Genomic DNA, 22,176 nt, shown 5'->3' on the forward strand with positions numbered 1-22,176 from the left:
ATGCCCATCAAACGCTCCCCGGCCGCCACGGGGGACCGAAGTGTCCTCGACCTGGACGCCGAGTCCTCCCGCATCATTGTTCCCGGCAACGAGAACAGCCTGATTCCGTCCGAGAAATTCCAGCGTCTGTTCGACGAGGCCCAGGCCATGGAGCGTGAAGACGCCTGGCAAAGCGGCGAGGTGGGCTTCCTGAGCCGCGCCAGCGTCCAGGTCACGCTGCCATACCGCGCGCCCAAGGGCGCGCCGCCAGTGTGGACACGCACCAGCGGCAATATCTCGCTGATGATCCAGCCGGGCTATTTCACGCAACAGCGCTCGGAGCGCGCCGCCAACGGCCGCCAGAAGCTGGTGTCGGAAACCGTTTCGCTCGGCTATCCCTACGGCTCCTATCCCCGGCTGATGCTCGCCTGGATCGGCAAGGAGATCATGGCGAAGAAAAAGCGCGGCGAATTCACCGGCACGGTGGAGGACCGGCGCATTTCGCTGGGCAATTCGCTGTCCGAGTTCATGTACAACCTCGGCATCCCGATGGCCACCGGCGGCAAGCGCGGCACCATGACGCTGGTGCGCCAGCAGATGATCCGGCTGTTCTCGGCGACCATTGCCATCGTGCAGAACAAGTCGACGCCGACCCAGAACCAGAATCCCAACCATGAGCCGTTGTCGATCGACCGCGTCGGCTACCTGCTCGCCGACCAGCTGTCGACCTGGTGGGATCCGATGCAGCCCGGCCAGGGCTCGATGTTCGAAAGCTTCGTGGTGCTGTCCGAGCCGTTCTTCAACGAGCTGGTCAACCGGCCGGTGCCGGTCGACATGCGCGCGCTGAAGGCGCTCAAGCAGTCGCCGTTCGCGCTGGACGTGTACTCGTGGCTGACGTATCGCTTCTTCACCATCCAGCGCCGCACCGAAATCCCGTGGGAAGCGCTCCAGATGCAGTTCGGCACCGAAACCGAAAGCGAGCGCAAGTTCCGCGCGCTGTTCCGCAAGGCACTGAAAGACGTGCTGGTGGTGTACCCGGGCGCGAAGGTGGATGCGGACTCGTCCAAGGCGCTGATCCTGCAGCCGTCGCGTACCAGCGTACGCAAGCTGGGCTGAGAGTTCGGGCGACCGCTTGCGCGGTTGCTGCAGGGCGGAAAGGGTCGGCCGATATCGGCCGGGCCAGCGGGGCGATCCAGACCGAGCCGGCCTTCACGCCGTGGCCGGCCAACGTGAACAGCGGCCGCAGATAGCAAAAAAGGCAAGCGATGAACGCTTGCCTTTTTTGCTTGCCCACCGCGGACAAGTCCGCAACGGGCGGGGGGTCAGCCGAGGCTGGATCAGGCCGGCTTGATTGCCGAAGCCTGCAGGCCCTTAGGACCTTGCTTGACTTCAAACGTCACGCGCTGCCCATCCTTCAGGGTCTTGAAGCCCGAGCCCTGGATTTCCGAGAAGTGCGCGAACAGGTCTGCACCACCGTCGTCCGGGGTAATGAAGCCAAAGCCCTTGGTCTCGTTGAACCACTTGACCGTACCGGTTGCCATAGGAATTTCCTTTCGAAGCAAGTTCTTGTACACAACGCAAACAACCGTTCAAGCACGTTGAGTTCTCGTAGATACCGAACGGAAGCCGACGAGGTTGACACGACTTGACTCGACTGTAGCGCGCATCATAACCACTTTGCATTGCGGTGTCATGTGCGGCGTAATGCGCACTACAGATACTTTAGGCACATTCCCGCGGGCATTTCAAGCAATTTTACGGTGCTTCGCGTGACGCGATACATTGCGGCGCAGATTCGCCGATTTTCGATATAGCAACATTTATTTTGTTAATTTGGAAAACGGTTGAAGCGTCACTTGGTTTTGGCTAAAGTTGCGCATTAGGTCAAAACCGCGCTTTCAGCGCTGAAAGAGAGGTCGTAGTGGCAGCCAAAATCATCACGGTCTTCAACCAGAAAGGCGGTTGCGGCAAGACCACGGTCAGCATGCACCTGGCCGGCACCCTTGGGCTGCGCGGCGCACGCTCGATGCTGGTGGACATGGACGAACAAGGTACGGCCACGCGCTGGGCTGCCCAGGCCAGCGATGAACGGCCATTCCCTGCGTCGGTGATCGGACTGGCCCCCTCGGGCGGCGCCATGCACCGCGAGGTTCGCAAATTCGTCCAGGATTACGACTACATCGTGGTGGATTGCCCGCCGGCGGTGCATTCCGCCGCGCCGTCCAGTGCGCTGTTGATCTCGGATCTGGCAATCATTCCCGTGGTGCCTTCGCCGCCGGATCTGTGGGCAGCCGTGGCAGCCAAGACGCTGGCGCAGCATGCGCAGGTACAAAATGAATCGCTGCTTATTCGCGTGATGGCCAATATGGTCCAGCGACGCGTTTCGATCGCGCGGCAGGCCCTTGAGATTCTTGGCGACGACGGCGAAGTGCCCTTGATGAACTCGATGATCGGATCGCGCTCGGCATTCCGCGAATGCCAGGCGATCGGCTGCACCGTGCACGGCGTCGTCGGCGCGCGCGAGTCGGTGCAGGAGGTCGACATGATGGTCGACGAAGTGTTGTCTTTGATAGAGCAATAGGCATGGCTACAAAACTGAAAAGCCTCAAGGCCGGCATGCTCGCCGGCATGGCGGCCGAGAAGAGCCGCAGTGATACGCTTGACCGCTTCGCGCGCGCTGAAGCAGCTATTTCCCAGCACCCGAACGGTTTGCTGCAGGGTAGGGCGGCCGACGGCTCGCCCGCTTTCAGCGCTGAAAGTTTCAGCGATGTCGCCGCCTCCGGCCGCCAGCTCGTCCGGATTCCGCTGGCCCAGCTGCATGACAACCCGCTCAATGCGCGGCGCATCTACGACCCCGCCGTGGTACAGGAGCGCGCGGCGTCGATCGCCACGCACGGCCAGAAGACCCCGGGCCTGGCCGCACCCGACCCGGCGCGTCCCGGCCACTACATCCTGATCGACGGCCATTACCGCAAGCGAGCCCTGGCATCCGCCGGCAAGCTCGAGATGGAATGTTTTGTCGAAGATGATCTGAGCGACCTGGATTTCTACCGGCTGTCGTTCATGCTCAACGAGCAGCGCTCGGACCAGTCGGCGCTCGACAATGCGATCGCGTGGCGCCAGTTGCTGGACGAAGGCAAGGTCCAGAAGGAAGAGGAGATCTGCGAGCTGACCGGCATGTCGGCCGGCACGGTCAACAAGACACTGGCCCTGTTGCGCCTGCCGGACTCCGTACTGGGCGTGATGCGCGAACGCCCGAGCGCCATCGGCATCGCGGCCGGCTATGAGCTGACGCTGTACTGCAAGCTGGTCGGCGAGGAACGTACGCGGGACTTGGCGGCGCGGATCATCAATGACGGCCTATCGAGCCGGGAAGTTGAAGCGATCCGCAAGCACGCGCAGGAAGGCAAGGCGCGCAAGGTCAAGGAAATCAGCCGGCAATACAAGATCCGGACTGACAGCGGGCAGTTGCTCGGGACCATCAAGGAATGGGACTCGGGCCGCGTGATGCTCGACGTCCAGCTGTCTGACCGCAGCGCGCGCGAGGCGCTGGTGGAAGCATTGAAAGCCCGCTTCGGGCTGGACAAGACCTTGCTTTGAATCGTAGGGGATGACCCGCGCGGGTGGCTGGCAACGGCCCACCGCTCCCGAATGAAAAACGCCGGCATGGAGGCCGGCGTTTTTCATTCGGGGCGCGGCCAAGCACTACCGCGAGCCCGACAGCAGCTTACCGGCCGGGCGGAGCGCCAGCTCTGAGCGCCGCGCCTCACCTACAGCGCCCAACGGCGGAATCAACCACGGTCTTCACCGGTATCCCCCAACGGTAGCCCGCCATTGGCAACTCCGCCTGCAGCCAGATCACCGTATCACCCAATCAGATCCCGCGGCGAACGCACGGGAAAGGCCCCGTCCTGTTGCTCGCGGTAATGCGCAATCGCGGCCGTCAGCAGGGCGTGCAGGCCTCGCACCGAATACGGCGGATGCTTGTCCGCCTCGCGCTTGCGCTGGGCGCGTCGGGTAGGCGGCGAGCGGGGTGGGCCCAGCAGGGGCACATCCCCGAGCCCGGAGTCCGGGGCAAGCGCCGCATCCAGATCCAGATGCCGGTCCTGCCAGTGCCGGCGCAGCGTAGCGAGGGCGCCATCGCTGACGCGCATGGTGGCGTTGTGCGGCTGGGAGCCACGCGGGCCGCAATCGTGCAGCAATTGCACCGCACGCAGGCTGGCCAGTTCCGCCAGCCTCGGCTGCAGTTCACGCATCAGCGCCAGCGCCGCCGCAGCCGTCCGGTAGCGCATGCCGTCCGGATGCAGAGATTGCACGTCGAGCCATGCGACAAAGCGGCCAAGCGCGGCATCGTCAGCGCGTCGGCAGCCCGGGACGGTGATGGGTTCGAGCAGACCGACGGGCTCGGTCGGAGCAGCGGGATCCAGCGCCGCAGCGGCATCGACCAGTCCGGCCGAACCAACCGACTCAGCAGCACCGAGGCGCGGTGGGGCGCCTTCTCCCGGTTCACCTGTACCGGCGCTCCCTGGCATGGCGCCCACATCCTCGACCACAAGCGCGCGCGCCGCCGGTGGCTGCCACCGCGCTGCGACCTCATAACCGCTGCGCTCCATCCAACTCCACAACGCGGCCAGGACCCGCAGGCTGTGCCGGATACTGGCCTCGCCCAGCGGACCCGTAAAAGGCCGCCAGGCCGCGAGCTGACGCGACGCACGCGGGCCGCACCAGCGCGACGCCGGCTCAGGCGAGGCCAGAAACGCCTGGTACGCCAGGCGATCGTCCCCGTCCAATACGGCCAGGCCCTTGCGGCGCTCGATCGCGGCCCATAGCAGCAGGCGTTCCCCTTCCCTGCGATACGCGGCATAGGTGGCGCTGCCGGCGTCGCCGCTGGCCTGCAGCCAGTGCCGTAGCATCCCGACGCCCGACGCAAACGGGCAGTCCGGCGGCGCGTCGCTTGCAGCCGCCATCAGTTCGAGCGGCAGCAGCCGGGCCATGGCCGGGGAGAGCGGGCCGTGCGCCAGCGGCTCGCGGTTGCCGACATGCTGCGCCAGCAACGGCTGCCCTTTGTCGTCCCGGATAGCCTGCCGATGCTCGGCCAGCCAGCGGTTGATGGCGTGGCCGGCCAGGGCCCCGATCCGCGGCACGCTGCGCCACCAGGCGGTGCCGCGCCGGTTCACCAGCTCAATAAGTGACTTAAGAGTAACAATAAGGCCGCTGCGAAGGCGGCGCGCCAGCGCCGGGCCGAACCACAGTTCGACGCCATGCGCCGGGCGCGGCGCCGCGGTGCCAAGCCGTTCGAGTTCGGCCAGCGCGTCCACGCGCCGGTCCATGCCGCGGTTGGAACGGCCGGGGCCGGCCACAAGCAGTTCGGCCAGATCCTGGCGCCCATGCAGATGGGCCAGCTGCACCATGCGGTCGCGCAGGCCGAGCAGAACCCGCAGCGCGGATTCGCCGCCATCGTCGTCGCTGTCGTCGGACAGGTAGCGGCCCACCACCATCGGCGCGGGCATGCCCTGGACGTAGGCGCGCACTGCCGCAAACTCGGAACGGGTCAGGCTGATCGGCTCGATGCGAGGCAACATGGGCGTCGGAATGAAGTGGTCAGGGCAACGAACGGGGCAAATCTGGCTGACTTCGGGCTGGCAGGTGCTGGGCGCTGTACCTGAGGTAACTTATTGATTTATAAGGCACCTGAAATTGCCGCAAATCCATCCGACCCGAAATGCACAGCAAAACGCAATGCCGATAATTCTATGCGACTTTACGTGCAGTCGGGGCACCCGCAGCGGCACCAAACGTCTCTTTGCGTGCGTATGCTCAGCCCAATGGGCCGGCTCAGGGTCGGCCGGCCCTGGGGTCGGGGAAAACCCGCCGCGATGCAACAGAGCCTTGCTTTTGCAGAGCCTGTTTCATAAGCTGAACACCAGAATTAGATTTGTTTAAATCTGACTTGAATAGTTTCTAAAGCGTCAGTCAACGATAAGCGCCAGGGTGAATCGTCGCCCAGGCGGGGACGTCCGAACGGGCGCAAACGGGGCGATCCGGCACCTCCATGGGAAGGGGCGGCAGCGGCAACCGACGGGAAGCTGCGACCGGCCAGGAGCCAGGCGGGATCGTATGGAAAGGCCAATCGCAGGATAGCGGCAGCCGTTCCAACAGCAAACGCAGGTCTTCGCAGAGCCTGTGCTTGCCGAAATCAATAAGAAGGAGAGCGGCCATGGCCAGCATCCTCTTGGTCGAACACCATCCACTACTGCGCCTGGGGCTTCGTCATCTCCTGGCACAAGCACACCTCCCTGGCGACCTTATCGATTTCGATCCGCTCGCGCCGATCGACCCCGACCTCTGGCTGATCGACGCGGATCTGCTTGTCTACGGACTTCCGGCCGACTCTGCCGCCGGCTGGGCCCAGCTCGATGCGCTGTGCCAGCAGTTGCGGCCGCGGCGCGTGCTGCTGCTGACCGACCAGCCCAACGCGGTGCTGTCCGGCCCGGCGCTGCCCGTGCCGGTACGCGGCTGCGTGCACAAGACCGCCAGTGCCGAGGCGCTCGATGCCGCGGTACGGCTGGTGCTGGCCGGCGGCGAGTGCTTTCCGTCCCAGCTGCAGTGCGAGACAGCCCCCGGCGGCGCTGGCGCGCATCCGACGCTGGTGGTCGATGCCACGGCCCAGGCGCCGGTGGTGATCCCACTGCATGCGGTCCGCGGCGATGGCAGGCCAGCGGTACCCGCCGCGCCGGCTCAGCAGGCGAGCGAGACGCCTTCGGCAGGCGCGCACCTGCTCAATATCACCGAGCGCCAGTACGAAGTGCTGGCACTGCTGGCACGCGGCTATCCGATCAAGACCGTCAGCCGGCTGCTCAATATCTCGATTGCCACGGCCAAGACGCATGCCTGCACGCTCTACCAGCGGCTGCATGTGCGCAACAAGGGCGAAGCCGTCTACGTAGCGCTGCAGCGCGGTGCCACGCTCGACTGGGCCGGCCCGCCGGCCGCCGCCAGGCCCGCCGGGACCTGCCAGGCTGCCTGAAGGATCGGATGCGGCGAGGGAGCGGCGGGGCGGCGGCACGGGAAGCAACGGCGCGCCCCATCGTCGGCCTTCGGGCCGGTCGTCAGCCTCATCCCCCCGCCGCCGCAGCGCTGCGGGCGGATGGAAGGGCACCACCAGAGGTCAAGCCGCCGCAGTGTCATCCGTTTGATGAGCAAGCCTCATCCAAAAGCATGAGGCGCTGCCCGTCCGCGCTTGCTACGTTGACAGGGAGACACTCGTTGCGCCTGGCTATGCCCGGTGCCGCGGATGTCGCCGGGCCGCCGTCGGGGCCCGGATCGACCTGGCCGCCGTCTGAATCTCCGTACTTCCGACCATCCGACCTCTCGACCATCCGGCGCTCACGCCCGCACCTGCGCGCGCAACGGCAGCCGGATGCCACGCCGAATCGATGCCGACCTACCTCATCGCCAGCAATGAAATGATGTGCCGCACCCTGGTGCGGCGCCTGGAAGCGCTCGGCCTGCCGCGCCCAATCCGGTGGCGCGCGCCGCAATGGCTGCACGAGCCCGGTCCGTTGACAGCCGCAGCCCATCCGACCCCGCTGCACGGGGGCGAAGACACCGACCCCGCCGACGTCGCGCTGATCGATTGCAGCGGGATGGAGGGCGATCCACGCAAGCTGCTTGATCAGCTGCAGGTACGCCTGGCGCCGCGCCGCTGGCTGGTGCTGTCAGACCACCTCGATGCCTCGCTGATCGTGCATGCCGCGCTGCTGGGCGCGAGCGGCTGCCTGGCCGTGCCCGCCCCTGCGGAACTGGTCTGCGCCGCGACCGCGCTGGTATGGGCCGGCGGACAGTGCTTCCCGCGCATGGCGCTGTCGCTGCTGCCGGCCTCGCCATCGGACAGCATTGCCGCGACCAGCGCCTAGCGTCCTGTTGCGCAACGGCCATGACATGGCGGGGATGCCTGCCATGCGTCCCAGTTCGTCGCTGCCATCGCTTCGACGCTGACGCCGCCACGCGCGTGCCCTGGGTTCGACAACCCCTGCAGAGCAGGCCACTGGTTGTCTGCACCAACAGGATTACGGCCAGCGGATGAGGGCGCCCACGCCGCGCGCGAGCTATGCTGGAAAGCGCCAGGCACGTAAGCGGCCCCACCGTAAGAGGCCCACTGTGCCGGGATGCAAGGGGGTCGTATGAAAGGCGGTATGGAATGCCTGGTCGTGCATGGCTTCGCCGTGCGCGAGGGCCGTGGCAAGTGGGCCTGCTGCTTCGAGATCCGGCTGGCGGGCGTGGGCGACCAGCCGCTGCTGTATCGGGGCGAGCTGCATGGACGGCGATTCGATTGCGAGCACGCCGCCACCGAAGCCGCGCGCGAGGCCGGCGAACGTGAAGCCGAGCTGCGCGTGGAAAGCCTGAGGGCACTGATCATCGCCCAGCATCGTCTGCGCCTGCCGGGCGCATCTCTTCCCTGAATGCCCTGAGCACCCCGAACGGCGAACGCTGCGTACGCAGCACGCATGCTCCCTGAACGCCTATGCAACGCGACACGCGCAAGGCGTGCCGCGGGGCTTGCGCTTGCACTGGTCGTGACTTGCGTGAGCCCACTGCGCGTGCGTACCTGAACGCTGCGCGCCCTGGCCCGCTGCGCGGCGAAGATCGGCAACGACAGCGGCAGCGGCAACGCCCGCACGACGCTTGCGGACACCTCGCCCCGTCAATGCCGAAACCCAAAAAAGAAGCCCGCCGACCGGGGGACCATGCGGGCTTTGAAGACGTGCGGGCGATACTGCCGGCCCACACGTCCCCTTGACGATATCCAATCGGCACGCGCGCCTCCATCAACCAGAAGCACCATGCGCCCCACGCATGCGGCTGAGTGCATCTGAACCGGCTGAACCATCTGAACTTCGCGCGGCGATGCCTTGTATCCCGCTGCACGTCTGCATAGCCACTGCATGCGCCGCGGCTGCCCCGCGGCGCTGCGATGCCTGCCCCGCGGGGTTTTCATGAGTTTGTGCGCCGTCTAACAGACTGCGCTGAATGGTGCGCGCCAAGATCGCCAACACGACCGATGGCGCAAGTATCTGGCTCGGTGTTTGGCGGAGAGGCGAGCATGACAGGAGTCAGTGCACGGGCTGCCGTATTGCAAGCGCAAGGGCACCAGCCCGGCGCCTGCCGTGCGCACCCGCAAATGGAACGGCAGGGCAGGCGCGGAGGTCATTAGTGTACGGCGACACCAAGATGCGTGGACGTGGCGGACCCGGGTTGCGCGGCGGCAACCCAGTGTGGGCGCACGTCAACTGCCATGTCGACTTGTGGATCGAGTTGCTGCACGGACTCGACATGCCACCGGTCGCCGCACTGCCTTGCGCGGTGCGTCAGGATTTCGAGGCCGACCACTTCACGCAGTGCCGCTTTCCGGCGGCCGACCTGGAGCGACTGTATGGCCTGACCATGCATGCACTCACGCTATACGATTCGCTCGAGTCGCACGTGGCGGCGCAGACCGCGCGCGGCCATATCGTCGTGCTGGAGCTCGACAGCAGCCAACTGCCGCCGCCGCCCGGCGCGGGCTACCAGCGCCATCGCACGCCGACCTGCATCGCCATCGATGTGCTGATCCCCGAGGCCGGCGCGGTCGGCTACTACCATACCGACGGCTACCACACCGCCAGCGGCGAAGATTACGCCGCGATCTTTCGCCTTGCTCCCGGGGCGCGCGGCGCCGAGACGCTGCCCTTCACGCATGCCGACAGGGTCCGCCGCGGCGTGCGCGCGCGCCCCGACGAGGCCCTGCTCGATGCATCGCTGGCGCTGCTGCGCCTGCACCTGGGCAACCGTCCGCTGGACAACCCCCTGACCTTGTTCCGCGCCGCCTTTCCCGAACAGCTCGAGCGGCTGATGGCGCGCGGCGAACCGGGCTTCCACCATTACGCGTCCGGCGTGCTGCGCCAGCTCGGCGCCAACTTCGAGCTGCTGGCGCGCTACCTGCGCTGGCTGATGATGCAGGGGCAGGAGGTGCCCGACAAGGCGGCCGAAGCCTGCTACACCATGGCCTCGGAAGCGATGGTGATGCAGTTTCGGCTGATGCGCGCGGTGATCAGCCGCAAGCCCGACCGCTGCGAAGACTGCCTGGACCAGCTCGAAGCCTCATACCAGGCCAGCGTGCCGGTGCTGGCCGCGCATTTCGGTGAGCACGCACGGTGAACGAGCCGGGCGCGGCCGCTCCCCTTCCGGTGCCGCGCGCCGCGCCCGCGTTGCCTCAGCCAGCGGGCGATCCGGCGCCGCTGTGTGGCCGGTGGCGCTGGCTGCAGACGCTGCCTGGCGCCGCCGACTCCCCCGCGGTGCTGGACGACACGGCCGGCTGGCTGCCGGCGCCGGTGCCCGGCAGCGTGGCCGCGGCGATGCGCGCCGCGGGCCGCTGGGACGAGGGCGCGCCCAGTCCGCTGCACCAGCACGACTACTGGTACCGCCTGCGCTTTGCCGGCCACGGCCGGCGCCTGCTGCGCCTGCGCGGACTGGATCGCGCCGCCGAGGCCTGGTTCAACGGCCGCCTGGTGATCGGTGCGGGCCACGCCCCGGACATCTGCGACGCGGAGATCGAACTGTGCGGCGCCAATACGCTCGACCTGTGCTTTCGCGCGCCACGTCCGCGGATGCATGCCGGGTGCGCCGCGCTGGTCTGGCGCGGCGGCAGGCCGGCGCCATCGATGCCATCGACACAGGTCATCGGCTACGTTGCGCACGCGTTGCCGCTGCATGCGGTGGGACCGTGCCAGCCGCTCGAGCTGCTGGCATTCGCGCCGCCCGGCGATACCCGGTGCGCCGACACGGCCATCGCCGCCGTTGCGCCATCGAACACGATAGCGATCACCACATCGATTGCCACCGCGCTGGACGGCGATACCGGCTCGCTCACGCTGACCGTGCGCGTGTCCGCAGGCGCTGTCGCGCAGGGCCGCTTCGAAATCATTGGTGGCGCGCGCCCCGTGTCTGGGCAGCTCACGCCGGCGGGCCCCGGCACGCTGGCCGGCACCGTGCGCGTGAATGACCCGCGGCGATGGTGGCCGCATACGCATGGCGAACCGTTCCTGTACCGGGTACGCGCCCATGTGGCAGGACAAAGCGTCGAGTGCGGGCTTGCCGGCTTTCGCGCGGTGACCTTTCCCAAGGTCGCGGCGCGGCACCCGGGTTGGTGCGAACACGTCGCTCCGTCACGTGCCGGGGCGGCGCAGGGCGTGCGCGTCAACGGCGTGCCGGTGTTCTGCCGCGGCGTGCTGCTCGATGCGCAGGACCTGCCGCAGGTGGCGGACATGCAGGCCGCCGGGCGCTGGCTCGCGCACGCACGCGATGCGGGCCTGAACCTGGTGGTGGTCGATGACGATCCGGCCTGCCGTCCTGGCGAGGGCTTCTACCGCGCCTGCGACGCGCTCGGCATGCTGGTCTGGCGCGCGCCCGCGGCGCTGGCCGATGCTGCTTCGAGCGTCGCGTCGGCCGTCCCGACGGCTGGCTCGTCAACCATCGCGTCGACCCTCGCACCGATCGCCGCGGTGCCATGCCCGCGCACGCTTGCCGAGGCAGGTCCGGCGACCTCGCCGCACGACGCACGCTGGAAGGCCGGCATCCCGCGCCAGGCAGGCCATGCGTGGGATGCGGAAGACCTGCGCGACCTCTGCCTGCGCGCGCGCTACGGCGTCGATCCACCGCAGCTGCGCCGCGAGGCGCCGCAACGCTACCTGATGCTGTCGCGCGCACTCGCCGCCGACGTGCTCGCCGATGCCGCCGCGGCCGCCGTCCAGTCCGCCACCCGACTGCTGCTGCTGCCGCGCCTGCGCGATCCGCAGCCGGGCTGCGGCACGGGGCTGGTGGATGCCTGCGGGCGCCCCAAGTCTGGCTGGCATGCGGTGCGCCAGCATTGCGGACCGGTGCAGGCCGTGTTCTTGCCCGATGCAGCCGGCACGCCCGCGCTGACATTGCGCAATGAAACCGGTTCGGCCCTCGCCGTGGTGCTTGACCTGTGCTGCGTGGGCAATGGCCAGGCCGTGACGGCACGCCGCGCGCTGCGCCTGTCGCTGCCGGCGCGCGGCATGCGACGCGTGGCGATGGCGACGCTGGCACTGCCTGCTGCGGCCGGCACGATCCTGCTCGCCACGCTTGCCGATGCCGAGAGCGGCGAGCGCCTGGCCGAGGCCACGTGGTTGCCGCCCGGCAGCGTGCCCACGTTGCCCACGGCAGGCCTGCACGCGGTATTGCGCGGCGGTCCGCAGGCCTGGTCGCTGGAAGTCTCCGCCACCTGCTTCGCGCACCGCGTGCATATCGATGATCGCGCCTGGCGCGCGGCACAGGACTGGTTTGACCTCGCGCCGGGCGCCACACGCCATATCCGCCTTATGCATGATGGCCCGGCCCGCGCCGGCGCCGGGATCATGCCGACAGGGGAGGTTCAGGCCATGAATCAACCCTCGCCCGTGCGCTACGGCTGAGTCTCGCCCCCCTCCTTGCCCGCTGCAGCCATGCTCGAGCTGCTGCCGGCCCATGGCCGCAGGCGTGCACGCGCGCGGTGATCGCCTTTCCGGCCAACCTCCCGATGGATGAGCGCTTCCCAACCGTTCGCCTACTGTCGAAGTGCATTGCCATGGCGCTAAATAGAGTCACTGGCTTGCACTCAGCGCCGCAGCCAGGGTCGGCGGCGCCGCGGGCGGTAGTAGTCGGACAGGAGACATGCCGGCCCATGCCGGCGCTGTGCGGCAAGGCGGAAAGGCCCGGTTCCATCCGTGGCGGCGCGTCGTGCCGGCAGTAGGTGGTTCCCGAACACGGGGCTTGGACAGGGGGGTACGAAAATGATTACGCATCGATCGGATCTGCATGTCAATTACCTGCTCAGCGCATTGCCGCGCGGCGAGTGGGAAACGCTGGCACAACACTTCGAGCTGGTCCGGCTGCGCGCCGGAGAGTTGCTCACCGACTCCGGCCAACGCATCGTCCACGTCTACTTCCCGACCACGGCGGTGGTGTCGCTGCTGTCGCTGCTGGAAGACGGCGCGACGGTGGAGATCGCCGCGGTCGGCAACGAGGGCCTGGTCGGCATCCCGGTGGTTACCGGCGGCGACACCATGCCCAGCCGCGTGGAAGTGCGCAGCCCGGGCCTGGCTTACCGCATCCCGGCGCGCATGCTGCGCAACGAACTGCCGCGCATGCACACGCTGCAGCGTGTGACGCTGCTGTACGTGCAAGCCATGCTCACGCAGATTGCGCAGACGGCGGCCTGCAACCGCCATCATTCGCTCAACAAGCAGCTGTGCCGCTGGCTGCTGCTGGCCATCGACCGACTCGCCTCCAACGAGCTGGTGATCACCCAGCAGGTCATTGCCAACATGCTGGGCGTGCGCCGCGAAGGCGTGACCGAAGCCGCCGGCAAACTTGAGGACCTGGGCCTGATCCACCACAGCCGCGGCCATATCACCGTGCTGGATCGTTGCGGGCTGGAGAAGCACTCATGCGAGTGCTACAAGCTGGTCAAGCGCGAATATGACCGCCTGCTGCCGGCACTGGCCACCGCCTGAGCGGCACCTGCCGGACCAGCCTGCCCGACCGGCAAGGCCGGCAAGGCACGGCTGACGACGCGCGGCGCGATAAGCGCCGCGCTGATCCCATTTCAGGAGCAGTACCCGTGAGCAGACTGTCATATGCCGGTGCACCGGCCGAAGGTGTCGCCCCCCGCCGCGAAGCCCAGCCGGCCGGGACGCGCCAGGCGCGCGTACTGATGGACCACATGGGCTGGATTGTTGCCGTGGGCGTAGCCGGCGCGACCGTGGGCACGCTGGTGGCGCTGTCGGCGCCGCCGCAGTACCGCGCGCAGGCGCTGGTGCAGGTGGAGAGCCGTGACGGCGGCGCGCGCAGCGTCGCGCAGACACAGGGCGCCGCCGGCTTCGATGCGGGCCTGCTCAAGAGCCGCGCCGTGGTCGGGCCGGTGGTGGAGCGGCTGCGGCTTGACATCACCGCGCAGCCGTTGCGCCCGCCGCTGGTGGGCGCGCTGCTCGACCGCTTCTCCACGCCCGGGCACCTGGGCGGCACCTGGCCCGCGAGCCTGGGCTACTCCTGGGGCGGCGAGCGTCTTGTCATCGACAGCATGACCGTGCCCGAGCAGCTGGTGGACCAGCCGCTCACGTTCGAAGTGCGCCGCGAGGGCCGCTACCGCGTCTTCCAGCAGGACGCGCTGCTGCTCGAAGGCAGCGTAGGGGAGACCGCCAGCGGCAATGGCATCATGCTGCGCGTGGACAAGATCGAGGCCGGCCCCGGCACGCGCTTCACGCTCACGCGGCATGACCTGGCGCAAACCGCCGAAGCCGTGCGCCGCGGGCTCACGGTGGAGAGCGAAAGTGCGGAGATCCCGGCCAGCCTTGGCGGCGCTGCCGCGGCAACCGCACTGCCCAGCGGCACCGTGCGCGTGAGCTGGCAGTATCCCGACCGGCAGCTCGCTGCCCACCTCGTCAACGGTGTCACGCGCGCCTATATCGACGGCCAGACCACCAAGCGGCGCGAGGACGCGGCCGGCACGCTCGCGTTCCTGTCGAGCGAACTGCCGCGGGTTCAGACCGAACTCACCCGCGCCGAGGAAGCGCTCGCGCGCTACCGCGCCCGCACCGGCTCGCTGCAGCCCAGCCGCGACGCGCAGTCCTTCCTGAACAACAGCATGGAGTACCAGCGCCAGATCGCCGCGCTGCGCATCGAGCGCACGCGCCTGCTGCAGCGCTTCACGCCCGAGGCCAACGAGGTGCGCACCGTCGACAGCCAGATCCAGCAGATGATCCGCGAACGCGCCGAGATCGACGCGCGCATGCAGAGCCTGTCGGCTTCCGAGCGCGAATCGGTGGCGCTCACGCGCGACGTCAAGGTGGCCGAGGACATGTACATGACCCTGCGCAACAAGGTCGAGCAGCTCTCGCTGATGCTTTCCGACAGCTCCAGCCAGCTGCGCGTGGTCGATGCCGCGATTGCGCCGGTCGCGCCGAGCGGGATTGGCACCTGGCCGTTCGCGTTTGCGGGCGCGTTGCTCGGGCTGTGCGTGGGCGTGGCCGGCATCAACCTGCGGCAGCGCCTGCGCCCCTCGGTGGCCAGCGCCGCCGACGCGGAGGAGCGCCTGGGCATGGCCATGCTGGGCGATATCGCCTTCAGCAACGAGCAGACCGATCTGGAGCGCCAGATCGAGGGCAAGCGCCGCCTGGGTATCGCCGCGGGCTTCGCCTTGCCGCCGAACGCGCGACTGGGCTGGCCCGAGCCCACCACCAGCGTGATCGACGCGACCACCGCCGCGGAGCCGGAAAGCGAGCACGCGCGCGCCGAACGGCTGCTGCGCCACGGCCTGCACGACCATTACCTGCTGGCGCGCCGCGCGCCGCATTCGCTGGCGGTGGAGGGTCTGCGCACGTTGCGCGCGGCACTGCATTTCACGCTGCGCGATGCGCCCAACTGCGTGGTGGCGGTCACCAGTCCTGCTGCCGGAGCCGGCAAGACCTTTGCGGCGGTCAACCTGGCGGTGCTGTTCGCCGAAGCCGGCCAGCGCGTGCTGCTGGTCGACGCCGACCTGCGGCGCGGGCGCGTGGCCGACTGGTTCGACCAGCCTGTCGAACCGGGACTGGCCGAAGTGCTGGCAGGCCGCACCGCGATCGCTGACGCGGTCAAGCCCAGCGTGGTCAACGGGCTGTTCCTGCTGACCCGTGGCGTGGCCCCGGCCAATCCGTCGGAGCTGCTGATGCTGCCGGCGCTGGCTGAGACGCTGCGGTTGTGTGCGGGGCGGTTTGACCTGGTGCTGGTCGATACACCGCCGGTGATGGCGGTGGCCGATGCCACGCTTGTTGCCAACCTGGCAGGATCTACGCTGGTAGTGGTGCGCGCGGATGTCACGGCTACGGCGCAGGTTGATGAGACGCTCAAGCGGCTGGCGCATGCCAATGCGCGGCTGGCTGGCGGCATCCTCAATGGGGTTATGCCACGGCGTAGCAACCGGACGGATTTCAATACGATCAATCCTTATCTGGGGATGCCGTTGCCGGCTAGTGTGGTGCGGGTGCCGGCGCTCGAACAAGGGGAGAAAAAACAGGGGTGAGAGGGGAAGCGTACCCGTTTCTGCGGAGGGGGTACTGCTATTGGAATCGCCGTTGCCGGGGCATTTTTGCGCTGGCAGCGGCGTTTTTGTTTTGGTGGGTGTTGGGGCTGTAGCTGTGTGCTTGTGCCTGCGGCCTGGCATCTGGCCAATGCTCGACGGCATGCGCTGCTGGTGACATGTTGTCGCTGTTGAACCGCTCGGTACCCTCCGCGTCTGTGTGCTTGTGCCTGAGGCAGGCATCTGGTCGATGCTCGACGGGCTTCGCTGCTGGTGACATGTTTTCGCTGTTGAACCGCTTGGTTCCGCCCTCCTGGGCGGGTCACTTATATGAACGCGCCCCGGCCCCCCCTCGTCAACGGCGCGGCACTCGGCAAGCATGGTGGGGGTGATCACAGAAAGGCGGCGGGTCCCCCCATCGCGAAACGGCATCGATGTGCCAGAGTGGAAGTTCTCACAATCCACACAGGATGGAGGGACCCGAAATGAATACTACGACCTACGGCCTGGACATTGCAAAAACTGTGTTCCAACTCTATTGGGTCGAGTCCGACGGCAAGTGTTTCAATCGTCGCTTCAGCCGGCAGAGGTTGATTGAGTTCCTCGCCAAGCGGCAGCCCGGACGCGTGGCGCTCGAAGCCTGCGGCAGCGCTCACTGGTGGGCGCGCCAGCTGCGCAGCCTCGGCCACGAGCCGGTGCTGCTGCACGCCAACTACGTGCGACCGTTCATGCAGACCAACAGGACCGATGCTGCCGACGCCAAGGCCATCTGGACCGCGGCGCAGCTGCCCGGCATGCCTGTCGTTGCCCCCAAGAACGAGTCGCAGCAGTGCGTGCTCAGCCTGCACGCACTGCGCCAGTTGCGCGTGAAGATGCGCACCATGCTGGTCAACCAGTTGCGCGGCACGCTGTTCGAATTCGGCGTCCACTTCCCGCGCGGACTGCGCACCGGCCTGCATGAAATCGTCGAGCACATGGCCGACATCGAGCAGAGCGTGCCGCCCATGCTGTTCGAGTTCGTGCACGAACAATTGCAAAGCATCGAACGGCTCGATCAGGAGATTGCCCGCCTCGACCAGCGTATCAACGCCTGGGGCCGGCAGAACCAGGCTTGCCAGACCATTCTCGCTATCCCGGGCATCGGCATGCACACCGCCACGGCCATGGTTGCCACCATTGGCGATGTCCACACCTTCAAGTCCGGCCGGCAACTGGCGGCCTATCTTGGTTTGGTGCCCAAACAAACCGGCACCGGCGGCAAGGTCTGGCTTGGTGGCATCAGCAAACGCGGCGACCCCTACCTGCGCACCTTGCTCATTCACGGCGCTCGCGTTGTGCTGAGCCATCTGCGCCGGAAGAACCAGCCCGGCTGGCCTCTGACGCTCGCGCAGCGACGCCCCATCAACGTCGTGGCCGTCGCCATGGCCAACAAGATGGCACGCACGGTCTGGGCCCTCCTGGCGCATGACCGGGCTTATGACCGCGACTACGTCTCGGTCAGGCCTGCCTGATGGCAGGCCGGGCTGGCAAAGAAGGAAAGCAGGACCGTCCACAGGTTGCGACGGTGAGATGAGCATCATGGCAAGACAGGTCGGACCGCGGGAGCGTAAATCCAACGAGTCACAGGTGCCTCAAAGCACGACCAAAAGATAGGGGCGCTCCCGGCGGATATCCATGAGGGCCCGCAGGCTCCGCCTGCACCGCAAGGCCGGATATAAGTCCGCAACCAGTCCTGCTTGAGCCAGAATGGTCGTCATACCTTGCAAACCGGGGCGCGTTCATATAAGTGAGCCGCCCAGGAGGGCGGAACCAAGCGGTTGACCGACGACAACATGACACCAGCTTCGCGTGCTGTCGACCAACGACCAGATGTTCGCCGCCAGGCACGGCCCCGCACCCATCCAAAAATGCAATTCGCCGCCCCAACGGGGCGGCGAATCCATCAAGAAAGCGACCAGAGGCATCAGGCCCGCTTAGCCTGCGCCCCATACTTGCTCAGATACCGATACTTCCCGAAGTAATAGTGAGACCGATACCACCGCCCCTCCACCTTCAACCCATTAAACAACACCCCCTTCACATCGATCCCCGCCTTCTGGATCTCGCGCCGCGAGGCAAGCAACTCGTCCACCGTGGTGCTGTCCGCCCGCGCGACCAGGAACACCGCCCCCGCCTTGCTGGCCAGGATGCCCGCATCCGAGGCCGCCAGCACCGGCGGCGTATCCACCAACACCAGGTCATACCGCGAGCGCAATTCGTTGAGCAGCGCATCCATCCCCGGGCTCGACAGCATGTCGGCCGCGTGCGGCGGCTCCGTGCCCGTCGGGATGAAATCCAGCCCCGGAGCGACCTGCCGGCGCAGCACGCGGTCCAGCGGCGCGCCCATCAGCAGTTCAGTCAGGCCCGGGCTGCGCTTGTCATTGAAGCGTTGATGCAACTCGCCACGGCGCAGGTCGGCATCCACCAGCACCACGCGGCGCCCGCTGGCGGCGATCGCTGCGAAGTTGGAGCAGACGAAGGACTTGCCCACCCCCGGCGCCGGCCCGGTAAACACCACCACCCGGTTGCCGCTGCCGGCGAGCGCGAACTGCATCGCGGTGCGGAAGCTGCGCAGGCTCTCGGTAGCCGGGTCGTCCGGATGTTCGCGCGCCAGCAGTCCCTGCGGGCTCTTGCCCTCCGGCTCGAGCCGCGCCTGCTGCATGCTGAACGGGATCGTCGAGTAGACCGTCATGCCGGTCTTCTCCTCGATCTCGTCGGCATCGGCCACGCCGCCGTCGAACGAGTGGCGCAGGATCACCAGCAGCACGCCGGCCATCAGCCCCAGCAGCACGGCGATCGCACCGATCATCTCGCGGTTCGGCCTCACCGGGCGCACCGGCACTTCCGCCAGATCGACCAGGCGCGCGTTGCCGACCTTGCTCGCCTTCATCAGCTTCAGCTGCTGCACGTCGTTGAGCAGGCCTTGCAGCATCTCCGTGCTGACCTTCACGTCGCGCATCAGCCGCAGCACGTTCTGCTCCACATCCGGCAGCTTCTGGATGCGGCCGGAGACGCCGTTGAGCTGGCCCGTCAGGCTGCCGATCTGGTTGTCGATCAGCGTGATCGCCGGGTGGTTGGGCGTGAAGCGCGAGGCCAGTTCCTGGCGGCGTTGCTTCAGTTCCTGCAAGCGGGTCTGGATCTGAACCGACTGCGCCAGGATCAGCCGCGACTCCTCGCTCAGGTCGATGGTGCCACGCTGGTTCCGCATGGCGTTATAGCGCGATTCAGCGGTCTCCACCTGCTGGCGCAGCTGCGGCAGCTGCTGCTCGAGGAAGGCCAGCGACTTCTCGGCCTCGGCGGCCTTGCGACGCACGTTCTGGTCGACGTAGGCGTTGCCGATCTCGTTGAGGATCGCGGCGGTCATCTGCGGCGAATCGCCTTCCAGCGCCACCCCGATCACGCCGCTCTGCTTGCCGCGTTCGCTGATCACCAGCCGGTCCTGCAGCTTGGCGATGGCGGCGCTGCGCGGCAGCTGGCGCACCACGAAGCGCGCGCCGGCCTTGCCGTCGATCCGGTCGACCAGCATCGTGACCTCGCCCGAGGCGGTGGCCACGGCCAGCGGCGTGCCGACCTTGCCGGTGGCGCTGGCATTGTCGCTGGCGAACTGCAGCCGGTAGTTGCCATTGCCCAGGGAGGTCACGAACAGCTGGCGGCCCTCCATCGTGGCCGGCACATGCAGCCGCGACACCGAGATCGACTCATGCCCCCACGCAAAGCCGCCCCAGCCGAACAGGCCCGGGCTGGACAGCTCCGGGTTGAAGCTCGCCAGCGCGGCGCCCACTACCGGGAAATAGCGCGGCGTCGCCTCGATATCGAGCCGCAGGCTGTCCACCGCCTTGCCCACCACCATGCGCGAGCGCAGCAGCTCCACTTCGGCGCTGGCCGCGGGCTTGAGGTCGAATACCGGCGAGATACCGGCCGTCAGCTTGCTGGTGTTGCCCGTGCTGTTGGATTCCTCCACCTGCACCATCACGTCGCTGCGGTAGACAGGCCTGGCCAGGAACGCATAGGCCAGCCCGACGCCCACCACCAGCGCCACCGTGGCGAGGAAGCTCCATCGGTAGCGCATCAGCACGTCCAGGTATGCCGTCAGATCGATCGACTTGCCGCGCTCTTCCGGGCCAAGAGCGATGTCTTCCCGGTTTCCAACCGTTCTCATGATGCCTCTCCGTGGGTGTTGACCGGCGATGTGGCCTCGAGCTGTGCCGACCATGACGCAATGCCCTGCCTGATAAGCTCCAGCACGATCGTGAACATGCTCATCGAGCAGCCGTACGGATCGGGCACGTCTGACTTGAGGAACTCGCACAGGCGGAAAGTCTTGCCGCGCGCCTGCGGGAACAGGAACTCGAGTTCGTCGCGCTGTTCGTTGTCCATCACCAGCACCAGGTCGGCCGCGTTGACCATGATGGCGGTGATGGCGCGTGCGCGGTGCTCGCGCAGGCTGATGCCGGCACCCGCCAGCAGGCGTGCCGCGCGCGGGTCGGCGGGCGCGCCCACCGGCGGCGCGAGCCCGGCGGAAGTGACCGTGCACCACGGCACCGCCTGTTGCAGCAGGTGGGCCGCCATCGGGCTGCGGCAGATATTGCCCACGCAGACGACCAGGATTGTCTTGACCATGTTTGGCTCGGTGACTCGCTCGATTTTTCCGCTCGATTTACCTGAAGCCCGTGCCGGCGCTGATCGCGGGCTGCGTGATCGGCAACAGCAGGCTCATGACCCGGCTCCAGCGCACCAGGTTGCGCGCATCGACATAGACCACGTCCTTGGGCTCGAGCTCGAAGCCTTCGGCGATCGCCAGCGCCACCGGCGAATTGCCGTCCAGGTGGAACACCTTGGGCTCGCCGTCGGGCTGCTTGCGGATCACGAAGATCTGCTCGGCGTTGGCCGAGTTCGGGTTCACGCCGCCGGCATCGCCCAGCGCCTCGTTCAGCGTCATGCGGCCGTTGCGCATCAGCAGCGACGTCGGCCTGACCACTTCGCCGGTGACGAAGATCTTGTTGTCCTCGCGCTGCTCGACGCGCACGATGTCGCCCGAGCGCAGCAGGATGCGTGACGGATCGACCCCCTTGGCCAGCAGCGCGGGCATGTTCACGTGCCAGGAGCGCTCGCCGCGGGTGACGCGCACGCGGCTGTTGTCGCCGGTGGTGTTGAGCACGCCGCCGGCGCGGTTCAGCGCCTCGACCAGCGTCATCGGCGCATCGTCGATGGCCTGCATGCCGGGCGTCTTCACTTCGCCGTCGACGTAGACGCGCTGGCTGCGGAAGCCCAGCACGCGCACCGTCATCTGCGGATCGCGCACCACGCGCGACAGCACCTTGGCCATGCGGTCGCGCACTTCATTGGCGGTGCTCCCCGCTACCTTCATCACGCCCGCATACGGGAACTGGATGTCGCCCGAGGCGCTCACCACGTAGCCCGGCACGTTGGAACCGCCGGTGGACTGCGGGATCTCGTAGGTGGCGCCCACGCTGTAGGTCTGCGTGGGGAACACCAGCTCAGGGTGGTCCCAGACCACCACCGAAATGATGTCGCCCGGACCGATGCGATAGGGCTGGGGCTTGGCGTACAGTTCGTCCACGCCCAGGTTATCCACCTTTGGCTTGGCCTTCAGCTTGCGCACCAGGTCGAGCGTGATCGGCGTGGTGGTGGCGATCGCGTCGTCGCCCACCGCGCTGACCTTGCCGCTGGGTTCGAAATACATGCCGGGGGATGCGGCGCAGGCGGCAAGCAGCAGGGTGGCGGCGGCCACCCCGAGCGATCGTGCCGCGCGGGCGCCGTGCTTGTCTTGCGGTGCTGCTGCCTCCGGACCGCTTGCGGCCCTTGTCCGGTCTGATCTCATGGCTGTCTCCTCGGTCGACAACGCCGACATGGCGCCTCGTGCCCATGCCTTCCGAGCTCATCGTATGAACCCGGAGGTCTAGCTTCGGTGCGCTCTCGCACATTGCGTCGGGCCCAATCGGATGGGTTTAAACCCCGCTTGTGCCAAGCTCTCGCAGGGCCGCAGCGGTGCGCAAAGCCTGCTCTCACGCCGATGGATGAGGGCCTTCTGGCCGAGTGCTGCG

At 67.4% G+C, this 22,176-nt stretch carries 16 protein-coding genes; 11 read left to right on the top strand and 5 right to left on the bottom strand.

Annotation, left to right across the window (positions count from 1 at the left end):
• Window positions 1–1,095, top strand: coding sequence for a replication protein RepA (locus tag AC10V3_RS20705; protein ID WP_022537244.1), 1,095 nt, complete (start codon window positions 1–3; stop codon window positions 1,093–1,095).
• A 221-nt stretch (window positions 1,096–1,316) separates the two neighbouring features.
• On the opposite strand, the gene AC10V3_RS20710 is transcribed toward AC10V3_RS20705, so the two are convergent.
• The gene (locus tag AC10V3_RS20710) at window positions 1,317–1,520 is read right to left on the bottom strand and encodes a cold-shock protein (protein WP_006159056.1); all 204 of its coding nucleotides are present in this window, start codon (window positions 1,518–1,520) and stop codon (window positions 1,317–1,319) included.
• 380 nt (window positions 1,521–1,900) lie between these two features.
• Here AC10V3_RS20710 and AC10V3_RS20715 point away from each other — a divergent pair, with 380 nt between their 5' ends.
• Both AC10V3_RS20715 and AC10V3_RS20720 read left to right on the top strand, forming a co-directional pair.
• Window positions 1,901–2,560 (top strand): AAA family ATPase, encoded by a 660-nt coding sequence (locus AC10V3_RS20715; RefSeq protein WP_022537245.1) that lies wholly within the window; start codon window positions 1,901–1,903, stop codon window positions 2,558–2,560.
• A 2-nt stretch (window positions 2,561–2,562) separates the two neighbouring features.
• Window positions 2,563–3,579 (top strand): ParB/RepB/Spo0J family partition protein, encoded by a 1,017-nt coding sequence (locus tag AC10V3_RS20720; protein ID WP_022537246.1) that lies wholly within the window; start codon window positions 2,563–2,565, stop codon window positions 3,577–3,579.
• Window positions 3,580–3,845: 266 nt separating this feature from the next.
• Here the strand turns inward: AC10V3_RS20720 and AC10V3_RS20725 are convergent, their stop codons facing one another.
• Window positions 3,846–5,510, bottom strand: a complete 1,665-nt coding sequence (locus AC10V3_RS20725; RefSeq protein ID WP_490923977.1) for a phage integrase family protein — start codon at window positions 5,508–5,510, stop codon at window positions 3,846–3,848.
• A 686-nt stretch (window positions 5,511–6,196) separates the two neighbouring features.
• Here AC10V3_RS20725 and AC10V3_RS20730 point away from each other — a divergent pair.
• The 8 genes from AC10V3_RS20730 to AC10V3_RS20765 all read left to right on the top strand — a co-directional run bounded on the left by AC10V3_RS20730 (window position 6,197) and on the right by AC10V3_RS20765 (window position 17,583).
• On the top strand, window positions 6,197–7,006 hold the full coding sequence (locus AC10V3_RS20730; protein ID WP_022537248.1) for a helix-turn-helix transcriptional regulator: 810 nt from the start codon (window positions 6,197–6,199) through the stop codon (window positions 7,004–7,006).
• A gap of 409 nt (window positions 7,007–7,415) precedes the next feature.
• Window positions 7,416–7,895, top strand: coding sequence for a response regulator transcription factor (locus AC10V3_RS20735; RefSeq protein ID WP_022537249.1), 480 nt, complete (start codon window positions 7,416–7,418; stop codon window positions 7,893–7,895).
• A 267-nt stretch (window positions 7,896–8,162) separates the two neighbouring features.
• Window positions 8,163–8,441 (top strand): hypothetical protein, encoded by a 279-nt coding sequence (locus AC10V3_RS20740; protein WP_022537250.1) that lies wholly within the window; start codon window positions 8,163–8,165, stop codon window positions 8,439–8,441.
• A 751-nt stretch (window positions 8,442–9,192) separates the two neighbouring features.
• Window positions 9,193–10,176, top strand: coding sequence for a DUF1839 family protein (locus AC10V3_RS20745; RefSeq protein ID WP_490923978.1), 984 nt, complete (start codon window positions 9,193–9,195; stop codon window positions 10,174–10,176).
• Window positions 10,173–12,452, top strand: coding sequence for a glycoside hydrolase family 2 protein (locus tag AC10V3_RS20750; RefSeq protein WP_490923979.1), 2,280 nt, complete (start codon window positions 10,173–10,175; stop codon window positions 12,450–12,452). The genes AC10V3_RS20745 and AC10V3_RS20750 overlap by 4 nt, the downstream gene beginning before the upstream one ends.
• Window positions 12,453–12,809: 357 nt before the next feature.
• On the top strand, window positions 12,810–13,532 hold the full coding sequence (locus AC10V3_RS20755) for a Crp/Fnr family transcriptional regulator (protein ID WP_022537253.1): 723 nt from the start codon (window positions 12,810–12,812) through the stop codon (window positions 13,530–13,532).
• A 107-nt stretch (window positions 13,533–13,639) separates the two neighbouring features.
• Entirely contained in the window at window positions 13,640–16,075 is a 2,436-nt protein-coding gene (locus AC10V3_RS20760) for a polysaccharide biosynthesis tyrosine autokinase (RefSeq protein WP_022537254.1), read from the top strand.
• A 482-nt stretch (window positions 16,076–16,557) separates the two neighbouring features.
• The gene (locus AC10V3_RS20765; protein WP_490923980.1) at window positions 16,558–17,583 is read left to right on the top strand and encodes an IS110 family RNA-guided transposase; all 1,026 of its coding nucleotides are present in this window, start codon (window positions 16,558–16,560) and stop codon (window positions 17,581–17,583) included.
• 452 nt (window positions 17,584–18,035) lie between these two features.
• On the opposite strand, the gene AC10V3_RS20770 is transcribed toward AC10V3_RS20765, so the two are convergent.
• The 3 genes from AC10V3_RS20770 to AC10V3_RS20780 are packed head-to-tail and all read right to left on the bottom strand — an operon-like array spanning window position 18,036 to window position 21,953.
• A complete protein-coding gene (locus AC10V3_RS20770) occupies window positions 18,036–20,270 on the bottom strand; it encodes a polysaccharide biosynthesis tyrosine autokinase (protein ID WP_490923981.1) in 2,235 nt (744 codons plus the stop codon).
• Window positions 20,267–20,731 (bottom strand): low molecular weight protein-tyrosine-phosphatase, encoded by a 465-nt coding sequence (locus tag AC10V3_RS20775; protein WP_022537257.1) that lies wholly within the window; start codon window positions 20,729–20,731, stop codon window positions 20,267–20,269. Before AC10V3_RS20775 ends, AC10V3_RS20770 begins: the two co-directional genes overlap by 4 nt.
• 37 nt (window positions 20,732–20,768) lie before the next feature.
• On the bottom strand, window positions 20,769–21,953 hold the full coding sequence (locus tag AC10V3_RS20780) for a polysaccharide biosynthesis/export family protein (protein WP_490923982.1): 1,185 nt from the start codon (window positions 21,951–21,953) through the stop codon (window positions 20,769–20,771).
• Window positions 21,954–22,176: the final 223 nt, after the last annotated feature.

It is taken from the genome of Cupriavidus sp. PB-02, assembly GCF_058252315.1.